The sequence below is a fragment of the Aquimarina sp. TRL1 genome, from assembly GCF_013365535.1.
GTDB lineage: Bacteria > Bacteroidota > Bacteroidia > Flavobacteriales > Flavobacteriaceae > Aquimarina > Aquimarina hainanensis.
On the sequence record NZ_CP053590.1, the window covers coordinates 672,501 to 687,881 of the forward strand.

10 protein-coding genes, 2 tRNA genes and 2 rRNA genes (1 of these 14 cut by a window edge) are annotated in these 15,381 nt (G+C 38.3%); 2 read left to right on the forward strand and 12 right to left on the reverse strand.

From position 1 onward, the window contains the following. From HN014_RS02520 to HN014_RS02540, 5 genes are all read right to left on the reverse strand, one after another. Nucleotides 1-667: ribosomal RNA gene (locus HN014_RS02520) — 23S ribosomal RNA — on the reverse strand; it reaches 2,155 nt to the left of the window's first position. Nucleotides 668-832: 165 nt separating this feature from the next. After that, a tRNA-Ala gene (locus HN014_RS02525) sits at nucleotides 833-906 on the reverse strand. A 91-nt stretch (nucleotides 907-997) separates the two neighbouring features. Further along, nucleotides 998-1,071: transfer RNA gene (locus HN014_RS02530), tRNA-Ile, on the reverse strand. Nucleotides 1,072-1,140: 69 nt separating this feature from the next. After that, a 16S ribosomal RNA gene (locus HN014_RS02535) occupies nucleotides 1,141-2,666 on the reverse strand. The 16S and 23S rRNA genes sit together here with 2 tRNA genes alongside, the layout of an rRNA operon. Nucleotides 2,667-3,287: 621 nt before the next feature. Further along, nucleotides 3,288-5,267, reverse strand: a complete 1,980-nt coding sequence (locus HN014_RS02540) for a putative porin (RefSeq protein WP_176027325.1) — start codon at nucleotides 5,265-5,267, stop codon at nucleotides 3,288-3,290. Nucleotides 5,268-5,394: 127 nt separating this feature from the next. Here HN014_RS02540 and HN014_RS02545 point away from each other — a divergent pair, with 127 nt between their 5' ends. Beyond that, a complete protein-coding gene (locus HN014_RS02545) occupies nucleotides 5,395-5,997 on the forward strand; it encodes a ribonuclease HII (protein WP_176027326.1) in 603 nt (200 codons plus the stop codon). Between the two features lie 59 nt (nucleotides 5,998-6,056). Further along, complete coding sequence (locus HN014_RS02550) at nucleotides 6,057-8,531, forward strand: hypothetical protein (RefSeq protein ID WP_176027327.1); 2,475 nt, start codon at nucleotides 6,057-6,059, stop codon at nucleotides 8,529-8,531. 387 nt (nucleotides 8,532-8,918) lie between these two features. Here the strand turns inward: HN014_RS02550 and HN014_RS02555 are convergent, their stop codons facing one another. From HN014_RS02555 to HN014_RS02585, 7 genes are all read right to left on the reverse strand, one after another. Continuing rightward, a complete protein-coding gene (locus HN014_RS02555) occupies nucleotides 8,919-9,641 on the reverse strand; it encodes a metallophosphoesterase (RefSeq protein ID WP_176027328.1) in 723 nt (240 codons plus the stop codon). A 69-nt stretch (nucleotides 9,642-9,710) separates the two neighbouring features. Next, on the reverse strand, nucleotides 9,711-10,598 hold the full coding sequence (locus tag HN014_RS02560; protein WP_217704360.1) for a helix-turn-helix transcriptional regulator: 888 nt from the start codon (nucleotides 10,596-10,598) through the stop codon (nucleotides 9,711-9,713). Between the two features lie 79 nt (nucleotides 10,599-10,677). Continuing rightward, nucleotides 10,678-10,941 carry a hypothetical protein gene (locus HN014_RS02565; RefSeq protein WP_176027330.1) on the reverse strand — a complete coding sequence of 88 codons (264 nt, stop codon included), beginning with the start codon at nucleotides 10,939-10,941 and terminating at the stop codon, nucleotides 10,678-10,680. Between the two features lie 86 nt (nucleotides 10,942-11,027). Then, the gene (locus tag HN014_RS02570; protein ID WP_176027331.1) at nucleotides 11,028-12,401 is read right to left on the reverse strand and encodes an IPT/TIG domain-containing protein; all 1,374 of its coding nucleotides are present in this window, start codon (nucleotides 12,399-12,401) and stop codon (nucleotides 11,028-11,030) included. 910 nt (nucleotides 12,402-13,311) lie between these two features. After that, a complete protein-coding gene (lipB, locus tag HN014_RS02575) occupies nucleotides 13,312-14,013 on the reverse strand; it encodes a lipoyl(octanoyl) transferase LipB (protein WP_176027332.1) in 702 nt (233 codons plus the stop codon). A 145-nt stretch (nucleotides 14,014-14,158) separates the two neighbouring features. Further along, complete coding sequence (locus HN014_RS02580; protein WP_176027333.1) at nucleotides 14,159-14,923, reverse strand: hypothetical protein; 765 nt, start codon at nucleotides 14,921-14,923, stop codon at nucleotides 14,159-14,161. A 165-nt stretch (nucleotides 14,924-15,088) separates the two neighbouring features. After that, nucleotides 15,089-15,247 (reverse strand): YqaE/Pmp3 family membrane protein, encoded by a 159-nt coding sequence (locus tag HN014_RS02585; RefSeq protein WP_176027334.1) that lies wholly within the window; start codon nucleotides 15,245-15,247, stop codon nucleotides 15,089-15,091. Nucleotides 15,248-15,381: the final 134 nt, after the last annotated feature.

The following is a 15,381-nucleotide window of genomic DNA, read 5'->3' on the forward strand; positions in this document are numbered from 1 at the left end:
TCAGACTCGCTTTCGCTACGGATACAGTGCTGAACACCTTAACCTTGCTAGATAAAGTAACTCGTAGGCTCATTATGCAAAAGGCACGCCGTCACCTTAATAGGCTCCGACCGCTTGTAAGCGTATGGTTTCAGGATCTTTTTCACTCCCTTATTTAGGGTTCTTTTCACCTTTCCCTCACGGTACTGGTTCACTATCGGTCTCTCAGGAGTATTTAGCCTTAGCGGATGGGCCCGCCAAATTCAATCAGGATTACACGTGTCCCGACCTACTCAGGATACTACTATCAATAAGAAGCTTACCTATACGGGACTATCACCCTCTATGGTATGTCTTTCCAAACATTTCTAATTCAATCCTTATCAAATATTGTAGTCCTATAACCCCTATATAGCCGTAGCTATATAGGTTTGGGCTGCTCCGCGTTCGCTCGCCACTACTAGCGGAATCACTGTTGTTTTCTTCTCCTCCGGGTACTTAGATGTTTCAGTTCTCCGGGTTTGCCCTCCTTACGGAGTGATATATCTTCAATATACCGGGTTGCCCCATTCGGATATCTACGGATCAATCTGTATGTGCCAGTCCCCGTAGCTTTTCGCAGCTTATCACGTCCTTCTTCGCCTCTGAGAGCCTAGGCATTCCCCATACGCCCTTAATTAGCTTATGCGTTTTGCTTTTATGCTCTTTAGTTTTTATTTACTATATTTTTTTTAACACACTTTTTTTGTGCGCTCGTATTATTTTGATCAATATGTCAATGAACGTTATAAAACAGATAATTAATTTTAAAAATCAATATCTATTCTTGTAGTATAATAAATATACTACCTTGTGGAGAATATCGGAGTCGAACCGATGACCTCCTGCGTGCAAGGCAGGCGCTCTAGCCAGCTGAGCTAATCCCCCATATATCCAAGAAGCGTCTTAAAAACTCCTACAAAATGAAGTAGCTAAACTCAACTTCTAAAATTTCCAGTATCTATAAATATGAACTTCGTAGTCTCAGGCAGACTCGAACTGCCGACCTCTACATTATCAGTGTAGCGCTCTAACCAGCTGAGCTATGAGACTGCATATCTTAATTAACAGCTTAAGACTAAAAACAAATAAGAATAACCATAATTGTATCGTAATCTCTAGAAAGGAGGTGTTCCAGCCGCACCTTCCGGTACGGCTACCTTGTTACGACTTAGCCCCAGTTACTAGTTTTACCCTAGGCCGCTCCTTGCGGTGACGGACTTCAGGTACCCCCAGCTTCCATGGCTTGACGGGCGGTGTGTACAAGGCCCGGGAACGTATTCACCGCATCATGGCTGATATGCGATTACTAGCGATTCCAGCTTCACGGAGTCGAGTTGCAGACTCCGATCCGAACTGTGATATACTTTATAGATTCGCGCCTTGTCACCAAGTGGCTGCTCTCTGTATATACCATTGTAGCACGTGTGTAGCCCAGGACGTAAGGGCCGTGATGATTTGACGTCATCCCCACCTTCCTCACGGTTTGCACCGGCAGTCTTGTTAGAGTTCTCAGCTTAACCTGCTAGCAACTAACAACAGGGGTTGCGCTCGTTATAGGACTTAACCTGACACCTCACGGCACGAGCTGACGACAACCATGCAGCACCTTGTAAGTAGTCCGAAGAAAGATCTATCTCTAAATCATGCAACTTACATTTAAGCCCTGGTAAGGTTCCTCGCGTATCATCGAATTAAACCACATGCTCCACCGCTTGTGCGGGCCCCCGTCAATTCCTTTGAGTTTCATTCTTGCGAACGTACTCCCCAGGTGGGTCACTTATCACTTTCGCTTAGCCACTCAGTCCGAAAACCAAACAGCTAGTGACCATCGTTTACGGCGTGGACTACCAGGGTATCTAATCCTGTTCGCTACCCACGCTTTCGTCCATCAGCGTCAATAAATTGTTAGTGATCTGCCTTCGCAATCGGTATTCTATGTAATATCTATGCATTTCACCGCTACACTACATATTCTAACCACTTCACAATTATTCAAGACATACAGTATCAATGGCAATTTTACGGTTGAGCCGCAAACTTTCACCACTGACTTATACGCCCGCCTACGGACCCTTTAAACCCAATGATTCCGGATAACGCTTGGATCCTCCGTATTACCGCGGCTGCTGGCACGGAGTTAGCCGATCCTTATTCGTAGAGTACCGTCAGAGCAATACACGTATTGCGGTTTCTTCCTCTATAAAAGTAGTTTACAACCCATAGGGCAGTCTTCCTACACGCGGCATGGCTGGATCAGAGTTGCCTCCATTGTCCAATATTCCTCACTGCTGCCTCCCGTAGGAGTCTGGTCCGTGTCTCAGTACCAGTGTGGGGGATCTCCCTCTCAGGACCCCTATCTATCGTAGCCTTGGTATGCCGTTACCATACCAACTAGCTAATAGAACGCATAGCCATCTCTAAGCGATAAATCTTTAATTATTTAATTATGCAATCAAATAATACTATAAGGTATTAATCCAAATTTCTCTGGGCTATCCCTTACTTAAAGGTAGGTTCTATACGCGTTACGCACCCGTGCGCCGGTCGTCAGCAAGATTGCAAGCAATCTCCTGTTACCCCTCGACTTGCATGTGTTAAGCCTGCCGCTAGCGTTCATCCTGAGCCAGGATCAAACTCTTCATCGTGAATTCTTAAATATTATTTAGATTCAACAACTATGGAATTGTGTCTTCTCAATGATGTTTCTAGTCTTAATTCTAATGCTTATATATTTCTATATACGCGCTGTCAATCAATATGTTTATGAACGTAAGTCTAATCCGAAAATTAAACCGTCTTTTCGTACGTTAAATAGGAATCGAACCTTATTAAGTATCATCAATACTTTACTCCAGTATAACTATTTTTATGAACTCTTATCCTTTCGATAAGCGGGTGCAAACATACAAACCTTTTTTGTTTCTGACAAAACTTTTTTTAAAGTTTTTTTTTACTTTTTTATAACAGTTTTTAAATCTTAAACAAACCATAGTTTACCTAACAAAAAACTTACTATAATTACTCAGTAACTCACACCTACTCTTACAAGAAAACATGTATTTTACCGAAACAAAAAAGTGTGCTTTTTTATGATTTTTCAAAGTAAGTATCTCTAAACACTTACTCCTTTAAAATCCCCGTTTTCAATGAACATCAGCCCCTCGGCTAAGCGGGTGCAAACATACAACCTTTTTCATATTCAGCAATACTTTTTTTGCGTTTTTTTTAAATTATTTAGCAATCCGCTATCAAACAAAAACTTAGCTTTACATAAAAAAGTTCCAGACTAAACCAAAGCGTAAAACAGCATCTCTGGTTGCATAACCCGGAGCTGAAAATTGCCGGTTCTGACTAAACGCTTCTCCAAAATTCTCTACTTTAAAAAAGATACGGGTTTGTTTGATTTTGGCATTAAAGAAAATATCAAACTGAGAGAACCCTCCTATTTCTTCTTCATTCTGGACATAGAACTCCGCCAACAAAGGGTCATATCCATCTGCACTGTATTTTGAAAAATACTTAAAAGTTACTCCTGTCTGGAAGAACAATGCCTTTTTGAACCACTTATCCTGAAAGTACAGGGTATTTCTCGTGGTAATTTCCGGCACATTATATATCTGATCTCCTCCATCTACTTTTTGATAAACAATTGTATTGTCTAATCCTAGTTTATGATAGTTGAAAGTATGCTTATACTTTAGCTTTAGTAAATTAATCGTTTCTGTCGCCTGCATCGGAGTTGTCAACTGTCCTGCTTCTTTCACAAAATACGCATACTTATCTATTGAAGTACGACTAGCCTGCAGGTCTCCCCAGGCATTCATCATCACATCAAGATATAGTTTTTTAGTATCTGTGTTTTCGAATGTATTTTCCCAATTGTACCCCACATAGTCACTCTGATATAGCAAAAAGTTATAATTGGGAGCAACACTCTGAATCGTTACTCCTCCTTTTAACCCTATTTTATTTTTTGTGGTATACCCCAGACTAAACCCTGCATAATTTCCCTCCTGATCTCCTGAAACAATACACTTGCCATACCCATCTATCAAAAAACCTCTGAAGGTATTTTTATAGGCTGCTCCGACAAAAGAAACATTTCCTTTTATCCTATTGGGGATACTGATGCTTTCTCCTGATTCATTTTGTTTCACCAACAGGGAATTGTAGCCATAGTTATAATCAGAATACCCTCCTATAATTTTTACCTTCCCCAAACACTTATGCTGATATTGCAGGTAAGCTTCATTGGTAAAATCCTCTAATGCTACTTTATCTGATTGCGATCCTGCCTTATAAGAAGCTCCAAAAAGAGCATTTGCTGCTGTTTGAACAAACGTATATTTTTTGTCGGTCATATTCATCATATGTCCTAAGAGCAAACGGGTATCTGTTACCGAATCTTTTTTATATATCAGCGCATAAGCATGATCAAGATAGAATCGCTTTCCTAGCAATTCATTCTCTGCATCTCTAAAGTTTACTTCTACCGAACCTCTATCTGCGAATTTATCATCATCTCCTACATACTCTCCTGTTGCCAGGTATTGTTCTTTTCCTGCTTCTGACAATCCTCCATTCTCCTGATTCATTAAATCCTGAGCTACAAAGTGCGTCTTTACAGCATAGCGTTCATTCTTGGTATGATAACTGATCGCAGAGCGAAAATTCCCTGTACTGGTCAGGGCATGCTGAAATTTCCCCAGAGAACGCACCCCTTTATAAGCGATAGAAAGATTTAATCTGGGAGATGTATTTACGGTGATAAATGCATCCATTTGCTGTCCTTGCTCAAAGGTAGTTTTGAAATAAATCTCGGACAAAGGGGTCGCTACATTATAGTACTTAATATCCTCCACTTCCATAAAGTTAAAATGTCTGGCGCGAGCCCCAAAAAGAGGCAACAGGTGCTGTCTTTCTTCTACCTTGATCATACTATTATAAGATTGCCCTACATTGTGTATTGGCTGTAACCCAAAATCATCTCTCCTAAGATAATTAAAGTTATAATCTTTCTGAATAGTTAATGAGGTATCTACATAGGTAGTATCGTTATAAACATCAATTATTTTATACGCTGTAATCGGAGGTCTTTTCTTTCTTTTTTTTCGTTCATTCCTGGCTTCTTCAAAGGTTTTTCTCGTCTTCTTCTGTCCTTCTCTCTGAATCCCTATTTCATTTTCCTGTGCACTCGCAACACAAGCCATGATTACTACGATGATAAATAAGATGTTTTTCTTCATTGCTATATCGAACTGGAGGCAAAAATATACTTTTTTTACTGAAAGTAAATCACGATCCTTTTTTGTTTTTATCTGGTATTTTAAAAATTAGTTTTTTCCTAATCCATTCATGCTGTATCTTCGTATTATGCTCGAATTAAAATTACATTCCGATTTAATAGAATGCGGCACGGATGAAGCAGGGCGTGGTTGTCTTGCTGGTCCGGTTACTGCTGCTGCCATTATTCTTCCTGATAATTTTAGCAATGAAATACTCAATGATTCGAAACAGCTTACCGAATCCAAACGAAACTTGCTTCGTTCGCTATTAGAAGACTGTTCTTTGTCCTATAGTGTGACACATGTATTTATGGAAGAGATCGATCAGATCAATATTCTCAACGCTTCTATTGTAGCCATGCAACGTTCTATCGGAAAGCTCTCTCCTGTACCTGAACACATTGCTGTGGATGGAAATCGTTTTAAGCCTTACAACAATATTCCACATACCTGCGTTATAAAAGGGGACGGAAAATATCTAAACATTGCTGCGGCCTCCATTCTGGCCAAAACATATCGGGATGAATATATGAAAAAAATACACGAGGAATTTCCTATGTACAATTGGAAAAAAAACAAAGGATACCCTACAAAAGAACATCGTGAAGCCATCAGACAGTATGGAATCACCAAATATCACAGAAAAAGCTTCAGATTACTTCCTGAACAGCTCTCACTAGATTTCAATTAATTATCTTTGTCCTTAACATAATTCCTATTACCTTAATAAAGAAGCAAAGTTCATATCATATGAAGAAAATAGTTTTAGCTCTTTTTTACCTCCTTGTTTTATCCTGTAATGACGCACCTAAAAAAAGTAATACATTAATTGACTATGTTCCTTCGGACGCTCAGGTTATTTTTAAAATCAACGACTTAGAAAAAGCCAAAAGTCACCTCAGAGACAATGACTTTATAAAAAACAACGCTTCTTTACAGTTGTTTTCTTATTTCAATTCTTTACCTGTTATTGAAGGAAATAAGGAAAATAGTAATGGCCTTTTATGTTTTTCTCCTGTGGGTAAAAACGACTATGAATACACATTCATCTCTAAATACTCTCCGGGTCTCATCGCTACTGATTCTCTCCATGAGAAAACCATAGAGTCCATACAATACGCCGAGCAAACATTTCAAAAAATTACTTCTAACAAGGGCACTTTTTTTGCCACTAAACAGGATAGTATCCTCATCGCATCATCTTCTCAGATTCTCATCGAGAATGCCATCCGATTACAGGAGAAAAATAAAATGACCTCTTCTGACCTGACAAAGGCTTTTCAGGTTGCGAATGACAACACTCCGCTTTCTATACTGGTCAATGGTCATAAGTTAAAAAACATTCACGACTCCCTCCTTCCTGAAGCACAGGCTCCCTCTCTAGGGATTGCAAATTTCAGTGGGTGGATTTCTTTGGACACCACCATTGATCAACATGCTATCTATCTGGATGGAATTGCTATAGAAAAAGATTCTTTATCCAGTACGATTGGTATTTTTGACAATCTTGCCCCTCAGGAGAATCAGGTTGCCAAAATCACACCTATCACAGCTAAGGGATTTACCTCCTATACATATGATGATTTTTCTATACTCAAAAAAAACCTGGCACTGGCTCAGGACCGGGAATTAAGGGATATCCCTCTGGAACTGGATGAAATCTTGCAGGAAGTATCTGAGATCAGTATGATTCATTTAGAAAATGAAATGCTTCTTAGCCTGACTGCACATGATATCCAATTAGTCACAGAGCATATTGATGGCAGGGAGATCGATTCATATCGGAATGTCCCTATTTATAAAACAGAACGCCCGCTAAAGTTCAGCAATATTCTTGCGCCACTGATCCCTGATTTTTCAGGAGATCTATATCTTGTTCACGAAGAGTTTGTCATTTTTGCTACTTCTAAAAATGCGCTGCAAACCATCATTGCTAACATTATCAATAAAACAATCTTAGCACAACAAACGAACTATACAGCATCTATCGACAAGCTATCGAATGAATCTTCCATTTTACTGGTCAATACTGTAAAAAACATAAAAGAACGAATTGCGAATCATGCCGCTGCCCCTTATAAAAAGGAATGGAGTGATGTCAAATCTGAAGAGTACCAACATGCTGCCCTACAGGTGATCAAAGAGCATAATTTTGCTCATATTCACGGGGTTTTCAAAAAAAACCATGCCGATGACAACACCTCTCCGGTGGCTCAGATTGCTGCTACTTCTTTAGAAAACAAACTATTAAATGACCCCATTCTAGTTAAAAACCACAGAACCAAAGGAATGGATTATGCCGTACAGGATGTCACCAACATGCTCTATCTCATTTCTGAAAAGGGCGCTATTTTCTGGAAAAAACAAATCGACGGGGCTATTCTGGGTGACATTAAGCAAATAGATATTTATAAAAACGGTCGCTATCAATTATTATTCAACACTGCACGAAGTGTCTACCTTATTGACCGAGATGGAAATAGTGTAGCTCCCTACCCTAAACGTTTTAATAAAGAGCTCACGCTTCCGCTGTCGCTATTTGATTATGATAAGAACAAGCGCTATCGAATTATGATCACCCAAGGGAATGAAGTAAAAATGTTTGACGGAAAAGCTAAAATTGTTTCTGGATTTACGTTTAAAAATACAGAAACCAATATTGTATTGCCCCCTAAGCATTTCCGAATGAAAGGTAAGGATTATATCATCATCCCGGAGGAGAACGGAACCATGAATATTCTAAGCCGAGTGGGGAAAGCGAGAGTCAAACCCAAAGGGTATATTAACTTCTCTGCGAATGAGTGGTATCAATATCAAGACAAGTTTACTTCGATAAACAAAGATGGTAAACTGGTACAAATAGACCCGCAGGGAAATGTATCTTATCCAGAGCAACAGCAATTCCACAAGATGGTTTCTACCAATAAGACCCTGGTTACTTTATCTGAAAATAAATTGACAATTAAGGGAAAAACCATTGAATTGGAACATGCTGTATATGCAACTCCTCACTTATTTTTTATCAATAATAAAATCTATGTAAGCATTACTGACATCCAGTCTAAAAAAGTATACCTCTACGACAGCAATGCTCAGCTACTTCCTAATTTCCCCGTGTATGGACAGTCGGCTATAAGTCTGGGGAATATTGATAAAGATTCGCATCTAGAGTTTGTTGTCAAAGGAGAGGAGGACAGTATTCTCTTATATAAAATCAAACAATAATGATTATCTGTAGTACGAAAGAAGCGCTTACAACTTCTTTCGTACTACCATATATACTATAATTACTTTAATTATATACAAGTTACTGCTTATTATCAATTCACCAACTGATACCTATATTAATGACAGCACAAAAGAGTCCTACAAGGTTTCACTGCTTATAAAAAACACCTTTCGTGTTACTCCCTTCTCTTCCTTATTCTGACAAAAAAACGTCTGATCACATAGTTCCTGATGATACTTAGTACGGTTAGATATCCTGTAATGATGCTATTTTTTCCTGAGTGATTTTCGATCCCTAACAAAGGGAATATCAAATGTAGTGATATCATGGTTATACAAAAACCTATACTCACATTCATAAGACTCTCCTGTAAGGATTGTTTTTTAGTCTGCATAATGGAATAATGTAACGGTTGATGAGATTTTCCCTTCTTCTATATAAATCATTCGATAACCACTAACTGTTGTATCTACTGTTATCGCATCAGGATTTGTTTTTATCTGATACGCTATAGCAGGAGTTATATATTGAGTTATATTTTTGTACTGCCTGCAATCGTCCATATGATAATGACCACAAAAGATTGTAACCTGAGATGTTGTTTTGGTCAATATTGCTACTACTGCTTCTCTATTCTGAAGGTGCCCTATTTTATCTACCGCTCCTTCTAATCCCAAAACGGGATGGTGCATAAAAATAACAACAGGAAGCGAGGTCAACAGCTCATTCGTTAACCAATGTAATTGTTCGTCATCTATTACAGATGCTGACGAGTCAAGATAGATAGTTTTATAGGTATTGTTTTGAGTGCTCGTATATATCTTCTCTGAGGTAGGAACAATTCCTCTGGTATAATATGATGCAACGGCTACATATTGATCGTGATTCCCTGGAGTAAGAAAAAAAGACGTTCCCTCTAGCCGGCTAAAAAAACAAGGCAATGCTGTATTTTCTCCTATATCTCCGGTACAAACAATCCGGGAGCATTTCTTTTTTTCGATATCTTCCAGGATATTATATAGTCGTTTCCTCGGGACTTTCTGTTTCTTAAACGGAAAAGCTTCATCCAAATGGGGGTCTGTAATATGAGCTATTAATTCGATCATGTAGCACTGATTTTATACTTCCAAAAATAGATAAGAAGTTCCAGATCGATTTGTAATATCTTGCGGATTTCAGTTTTGTTTCCTGAATTGCGAAGGGGTATACCCTGTATGTTTTTTGAAAGTATTAGAAAAGTACGCTACGGTATCAAAACCACAGTCGACAGCTATCTCCATAACAGCTGCTGCAGAATTCTGTAGCTGATATCTGGCTTTTTCTAACCGAATTGCAGTCAGGTAACTCTGAGGTGTCCTACCATAAATTTCTGTAAACAGTCGGTGCAGGTAATACTTACTCATCCCGATATCCTTGCTCAGCCGCTCAAGCGACAATTGTTCCTTATAATGATCGTGTAGATACTCTCTGGCTCCTATTGCTAGTTTATACAATTCTTTTTTGGTATCGTGTTTTACTATTTTCAACTTACCAAACTTTCTTTGGAGCGCCATTTGTTCTTGCACAATGAGTTCTGAAGTTCTGATAAACAGGGCTTCCTTTTCTTGTTTAAAAACATCAGGTTGTTCTCTATAGAGTTGTGCAGCCCTAGTCAGCAAAAAGGCAATATGACTGTTGTTATTTTCCTGAGGAACTTCCAGAAACTGTAGGGGAAGTTCTGTATTGGTATGATATCCATAAATCTCATCAATCAACCGGGGAGCTAAAAAAAGTGATAATCCTTTGGTTCCTTTTTTTGCTTTAGTAGTAATCTTATTACCGGCATTCAGAAGAAGGTATTGATTTTTTGACACCTTTATACGCTGCTGATTATAGTAATATTGTTTCTCCCCTTCTATTACATACTTTAATGTATACGTCGTCTGATAGGATATGGAAATATCCCGGGAATGATCAGCATACAGCATCTTATTCTCTAACTGACTCGAAAACGCAGGAGTATTTGTTACTTCTTCTAATTTTATCATACAACTTGCCGAAATTTGCTCCTCTTGATTTATCACTTAAAGATACCTTTTTTATGTGTTCCTGTACCTCTATACCGATTTCATTTTCTTTTCAGCACTCCCACTCCGGATCTCTTTATGATTTATTTTCTCTTGTTTTTAGCTCTTCTTTTATCTTCTTGATTGTATTAAATTGTCCCGGAAGAATTGCTCCACAGGAAAAAACAACAGACAACAACGCTATAAAAGTTGTTTTTTCTTCTTTTACTATCAGCCCGTAAATAGTTATAAGAAGCAAAAAGGTCAGTATACCTACCAGGGCTCCAACAACAATTTTATTTCCTTTTAATGTAGATCGCAATTTCTCTGTAGACTTCTCTTGTAGTTCTTCTTTTTTCATTCGTTTGTTTGTATTCTTTCCTCTTTACGACAGCCTTTCCCCCTTATGTACAATTATCAAAGGAAGGAGACTTTCTCATTCACGTCTTAATTTTTTATAATCAAGTCCTCATAATGCTTTAACTCTGTTCGGGACACTTCGCCTGTGGCAATATTTATTTTTGTAAAATCATACCCTGGAGTGGTTGTTCCATAGGATTGCAACCCTATCAATTCATGAGTCGCCTTTGCATAAACCATTTTGCCAAAATAATCTGCTCCCAGCGTAGCAATTGTAGTGATCTCACTACCATCTTCCGGATTCAGCTCTACAATCTTATCGTATGCCACGTACGCATAGAGTTTTCCTTCAGTTGTCATCACTAAATCCTCATAATGTTTTAGTACGATTCGGGACACTTCTCCTGTGGCAATATTTATTTTTGTAAGATCATACCCCGGAGTAGTGGTTCCATAGGACTGTAATCCTATCAATTCATGGGTCGCCTTTGCATAAACCATTTTGCCAAAATAATCTGCTCCCAGCGTAGCAATTGTACCGATCTCAGTACCATCTTCCGGATTGAGTTCTACAATCTTATCGTATGCTACATAGGCATAGAGTTTTCCTTCAGCTGTCATCACTAAATCTTCATAGTGTTTTAGTTCTGTTCGGGACACTTCGCCTGTCGTTATATGTATTCTTGTAAAATCATAACTCGGAGTGACAGCACCATAAGACTGCAATCCTATCAGTTCATCATTGATCGGGGAATAGTTTAATTTCCCCAGATAGTCTGCTCCTACAGTAGCAATCGTCTCAATCTCAGTACCATCTTCCGGATTCAGCTCTACGATTTTATCATATGCCACATAGGCAAAAAGCCGGGTTTCTCCTTTTTGAATTATTTCAATCGCTCCTATTTCTTTAGTCTCTCCATTGTAGGTCAGGGTTACTGTACCACTTTCTGCATTTTCCGGTACTACTACCTGGATAGTATTTTCTGTTATTTCCTGTAGCGCTCCTATTACACTATCCGTAAAAGTAACCGTGTACTTTTCATCTGTCAAGAACCCGCTTCCATGAATTGTCAACAGGTCTCCGGTATTTAGTGATGTTTTAGAAAGGTGTGTCACCTTTGGAAATTCTATAATCACAACAGTCCCGACAACCTCCGTACGGTTTTTATAGGTTAGTCTTACTTCTCCTGACTGAGCTTCTTTAGGAACTTGTACTTTTAGTACCTCTGATTGGGTTTCTATTAGCTTTCCTGTCTTATTTTTTGCAAAGGTAACAGTATAGATTTCCTGATCAGAAAAATGTTCTCCACGGATTGTTATTGTATCTTCTGCTGCCACTTTTTGAGCTATAAGACTTAGGTTCTCCGGGAACTCAGGAGACTGTTCATTGGGGGTAGATTCATCTTCCGAGCAGGATACCATTACACCTAATAACAATAATACTACTAAAATTTTCCTCATATTTTTATTTTCTTAAGGTACGATACTAATATTTAGATAGGTGTCATGACCGGATAAAATGTTACCTGAATGATTCATTTTGATTCTTTATTTTCTCTTATTGTTAATTGACGGTTTCTCATCTATCATTCTTATAAAAGTCCCAACTACAAACCTGAATTCCCGTATACCACTTCACAAAAAATCAACTCATTACCAATAGTATCCCTATAAAAAAACAAAAGAAGATGAAACTAAAAAACAAGTACATACAGCATAAAAAACGATAACGTTTAATATTTTCTTTTTCTTGAAGTAAGTGACTATTTTTTTAAAATTATAAACAAAAGAACGGGGGAGCTAATCGCATCAAAAAAAAACTGTTTTTACCATTCCGACAAAGGAAAACTCCTATAGAACACAGTCGGTTACTTAAGGAGAATTGTCCGGACGCCTCTTGATTATTGTATAAAAAAGGGATCTACAACAAGTAATCAAGTGCTGTACATTTATTTACTGTTTTTTTTAAGAGAAAACGCGGCTTTTTGGGGCAAAAAAAGCCCTAACATACGGGCTTTGCCTGTTAGAGGAAGAATCTCTTTTCTTATTTTCTACAGTGCAGAAGACAATGCATTCACTACTATTTAGATACATCTACAGGAGAGATCTCGGTATGTACCGTTGTATCTGTCGTGAAAGGATGGTTTGCTATGGAAATCAAATGTGTATTTATGACTTCTATTAGTATCGCCAAAGGGTGTACGTCTCTGAGCTTGTCTTGAATTTAAAAATTTGTTTCTCACGAATACCTCCCGGGTTTGTCCCTAGGTAATTTACTTTATAAAGTATACAGCAAGAGGTATTCCAATCACACTTTTAAACAATTAAATAACAAATTACCAAACAAACAAAACTACACATGCCAGACATCTCAAGAAACAAGCTCCGCTTCAAAGAGTATTGCAAAGTGTTTTTTTAGTCTATCTTTTACAGCAGTTTCATCTACTTGTTCCTGTCCCAGTTCTACATGGAGGGAGGTGACTGCCTTCCCTTGTATCCCACAAGGAACAATATGATCAAAATATCCTAAATCTGCATTGACATTCAGGGCAAATCCATGCATGGTAACCCATCTACTGGCACGAACTCCCATAGCACATATTTTTCGGGCAAAAGGAGTGCCTGCATCCAGCCATACACCAGTTTCTCCTTCGCTTCTTCCTGCCTGTACTCCATATTCTTCTAGGGTAAGAATTACCGCTTCCTCCAGTAACCTAAGGTACTTATGAATATCTGTAAAAAAATTATCTAAATCCAGAATAGGGTACCCTACAATCTGCCCTGGTCCATGATAGGTGATATCCCCTCCTCTGTTGATCTTATAAAAGGTAGCCCCTTTGGCACGTAATTGTTCTTCATTGATCAACAAATGCTTCATATCTCCACTTTTTCCAAGAGTGTACACATGTGGGTGGGCTACAAAGAGTAAATGATTCGGTGTTTCAAGACCTGCATTTTCTCTGCGATTTTTTATTTTGATATTCAGAATCTCCTGAAAAAGTTGTTCCTGATATTCCCAGGTCGCTTTATAATCCTTATATCCTAAATCCTGAAGCTTTACTTTTTTATTCATATACTGTAACTAGAAGTACAAAGGTACGATGATAAAAAAAAGCAGCCAATGGACTGCTTTTATATTTTATCGTTTTGGGAAATGAACATTACCATCAAAACACTCCCGGTTATTAAAATCCTGAGTATCGAGTAGCTTGTTTTCCTTAATGATCAAATTCTATTTTCAGATCCATCACTCTGGGAGTTGCATCTAATTCCCCGAATGAGCTTTCCAGCTCTACTCCCTTGAAATCTGGTAAAACCCGGGCTTTCTCATTGCTTACTGATTTTATCTTATAAGGAAACCTATAAATCTGCTTAAAGGTAATCATCTTAGAAAAAGGGTTAGCCATTACCGAAGAAGTGGTAGTGTCATTTTTCTTTTTTTCCATGGCTTTCTGGTATACCTTCTCCGTAATCTTTCTCTCGAATGCCTCAGTCGAAAAACGGGTCTCAAACGAATTGGTAAATGCTGTAATATCCATATCTCTGTTTCCTCCTTGTTCTTTGGTCGGAATCATTCGATCCAATTCATTAACCCCCATTCCTTTCAGGTTCTTGGAAAAATCCTTTAACTCCCTGATATCTTTAAAATCAAAATCTACTTTGAAAGTAAACTCCTTGGAAACTGTATCCATTTTTACAGCCACCTGATAATTTTTTAATGTATTGAGTTTCTCCTGTTCTTCTTTACTCAGCGTAGCAATACTATCTTTTTTTTCTTCTAAGATATCCGAAAACCGGATAATCGTATCCATTTGTTGTTCAAGCCCCTTGGTTCCCTGCCCCATCTTGAGCATTTCTGACATATTCATCCCCAGGCTATAGTTCCCGGTTCCGTCTTCGTTAAAACGAATTTCCTCTGTCAACTGGCATCCGATGCACAGGCAAGCGATAAGCCCTGCTATTAGTATGTTAATTTTTCTCATGTATTCTAAAAAGGTAATTGATTGTTTATTGCTTAGAAAACAACAGGTGTTTTCTGTATAACAAAGGAACGAAAAAAAAGCATCCAAAAGATATAAGCCCTCTCAGGAAATCGCTTTCCTTTTCTTTTTAGACAAACTGTATGGAAAATCAGGGCATCAATTCCCTTAGTTCTTAGGATTATTAAGGATGATCAGAGCAGCTATCACCCCTGGAATCCATCCACAGACAGTAAGAATTAATACAATTAATATCGATCCACACCCCTTATCCAATACGGCTAATGGGGGAAAAAAAATCGATAATAACACTCTCCAAATACTCATAATTTTATAAAAGATAAATTAGTAAATTCCCTTTTGGAAGTATTCCCAAAGGGTTTTTCTGATCACTTTTTGATCTCAAAGCTGTTACTCACAGACCCTCCTCCCTCAGGAAGGAAAACGACCTTGCTATATAC

Bases quoted from the DNA above. Each gene is read 5' to 3' on its own strand.
- HN014_RS02550 (WP_176027327.1), top strand. From the start codon at position 6,057: ATGAAGAAAATAGTTTTAGCTCTTTTTTACCTCCTTGTTTTATCCTGT.
- HN014_RS02565 (WP_176027330.1), bottom strand. From the start codon at position 10,941: ATGAAAAAAGAAGAACTACAAGAGAAGTCTACAGAGAAATTGCGATCT.
- HN014_RS02540 (WP_176027325.1), bottom strand. From the start codon at position 5,267: ATGAAGAAAAACATCTTATTTATCATCGTAGTAATCATGGCTTGTGTT.
- lipB (WP_176027332.1), bottom strand. From the start codon at position 14,013: ATGAATAAAAAAGTAAAGCTTCAGGATTTAGGATATAAGGATTATAAA.
- HN014_RS02555 (WP_176027328.1), bottom strand. From the start codon at position 9,641: ATGATCGAATTAATAGCTCATATTACAGACCCCCATTTGGATGAAGCT.
- HN014_RS02570 (WP_176027331.1), bottom strand. From the start codon at position 12,401: ATGAGGAAAATTTTAGTAGTATTATTGTTATTAGGTGTAATGGTATCC.
- HN014_RS02580 (WP_176027333.1), bottom strand. From the start codon at position 14,923: ATGAGAAAAATTAACATACTAATAGCAGGGCTTATCGCTTGCCTGTGC.
- HN014_RS02545 (WP_176027326.1), top strand. From the start codon at position 5,395: ATGCTCGAATTAAAATTACATTCCGATTTAATAGAATGCGGCACGGAT.
- HN014_RS02585 (WP_176027334.1), bottom strand. From the start codon at position 15,247: ATGAGTATTTGGAGAGTGTTATTATCGATTTTTTTTCCCCCATTAGCC.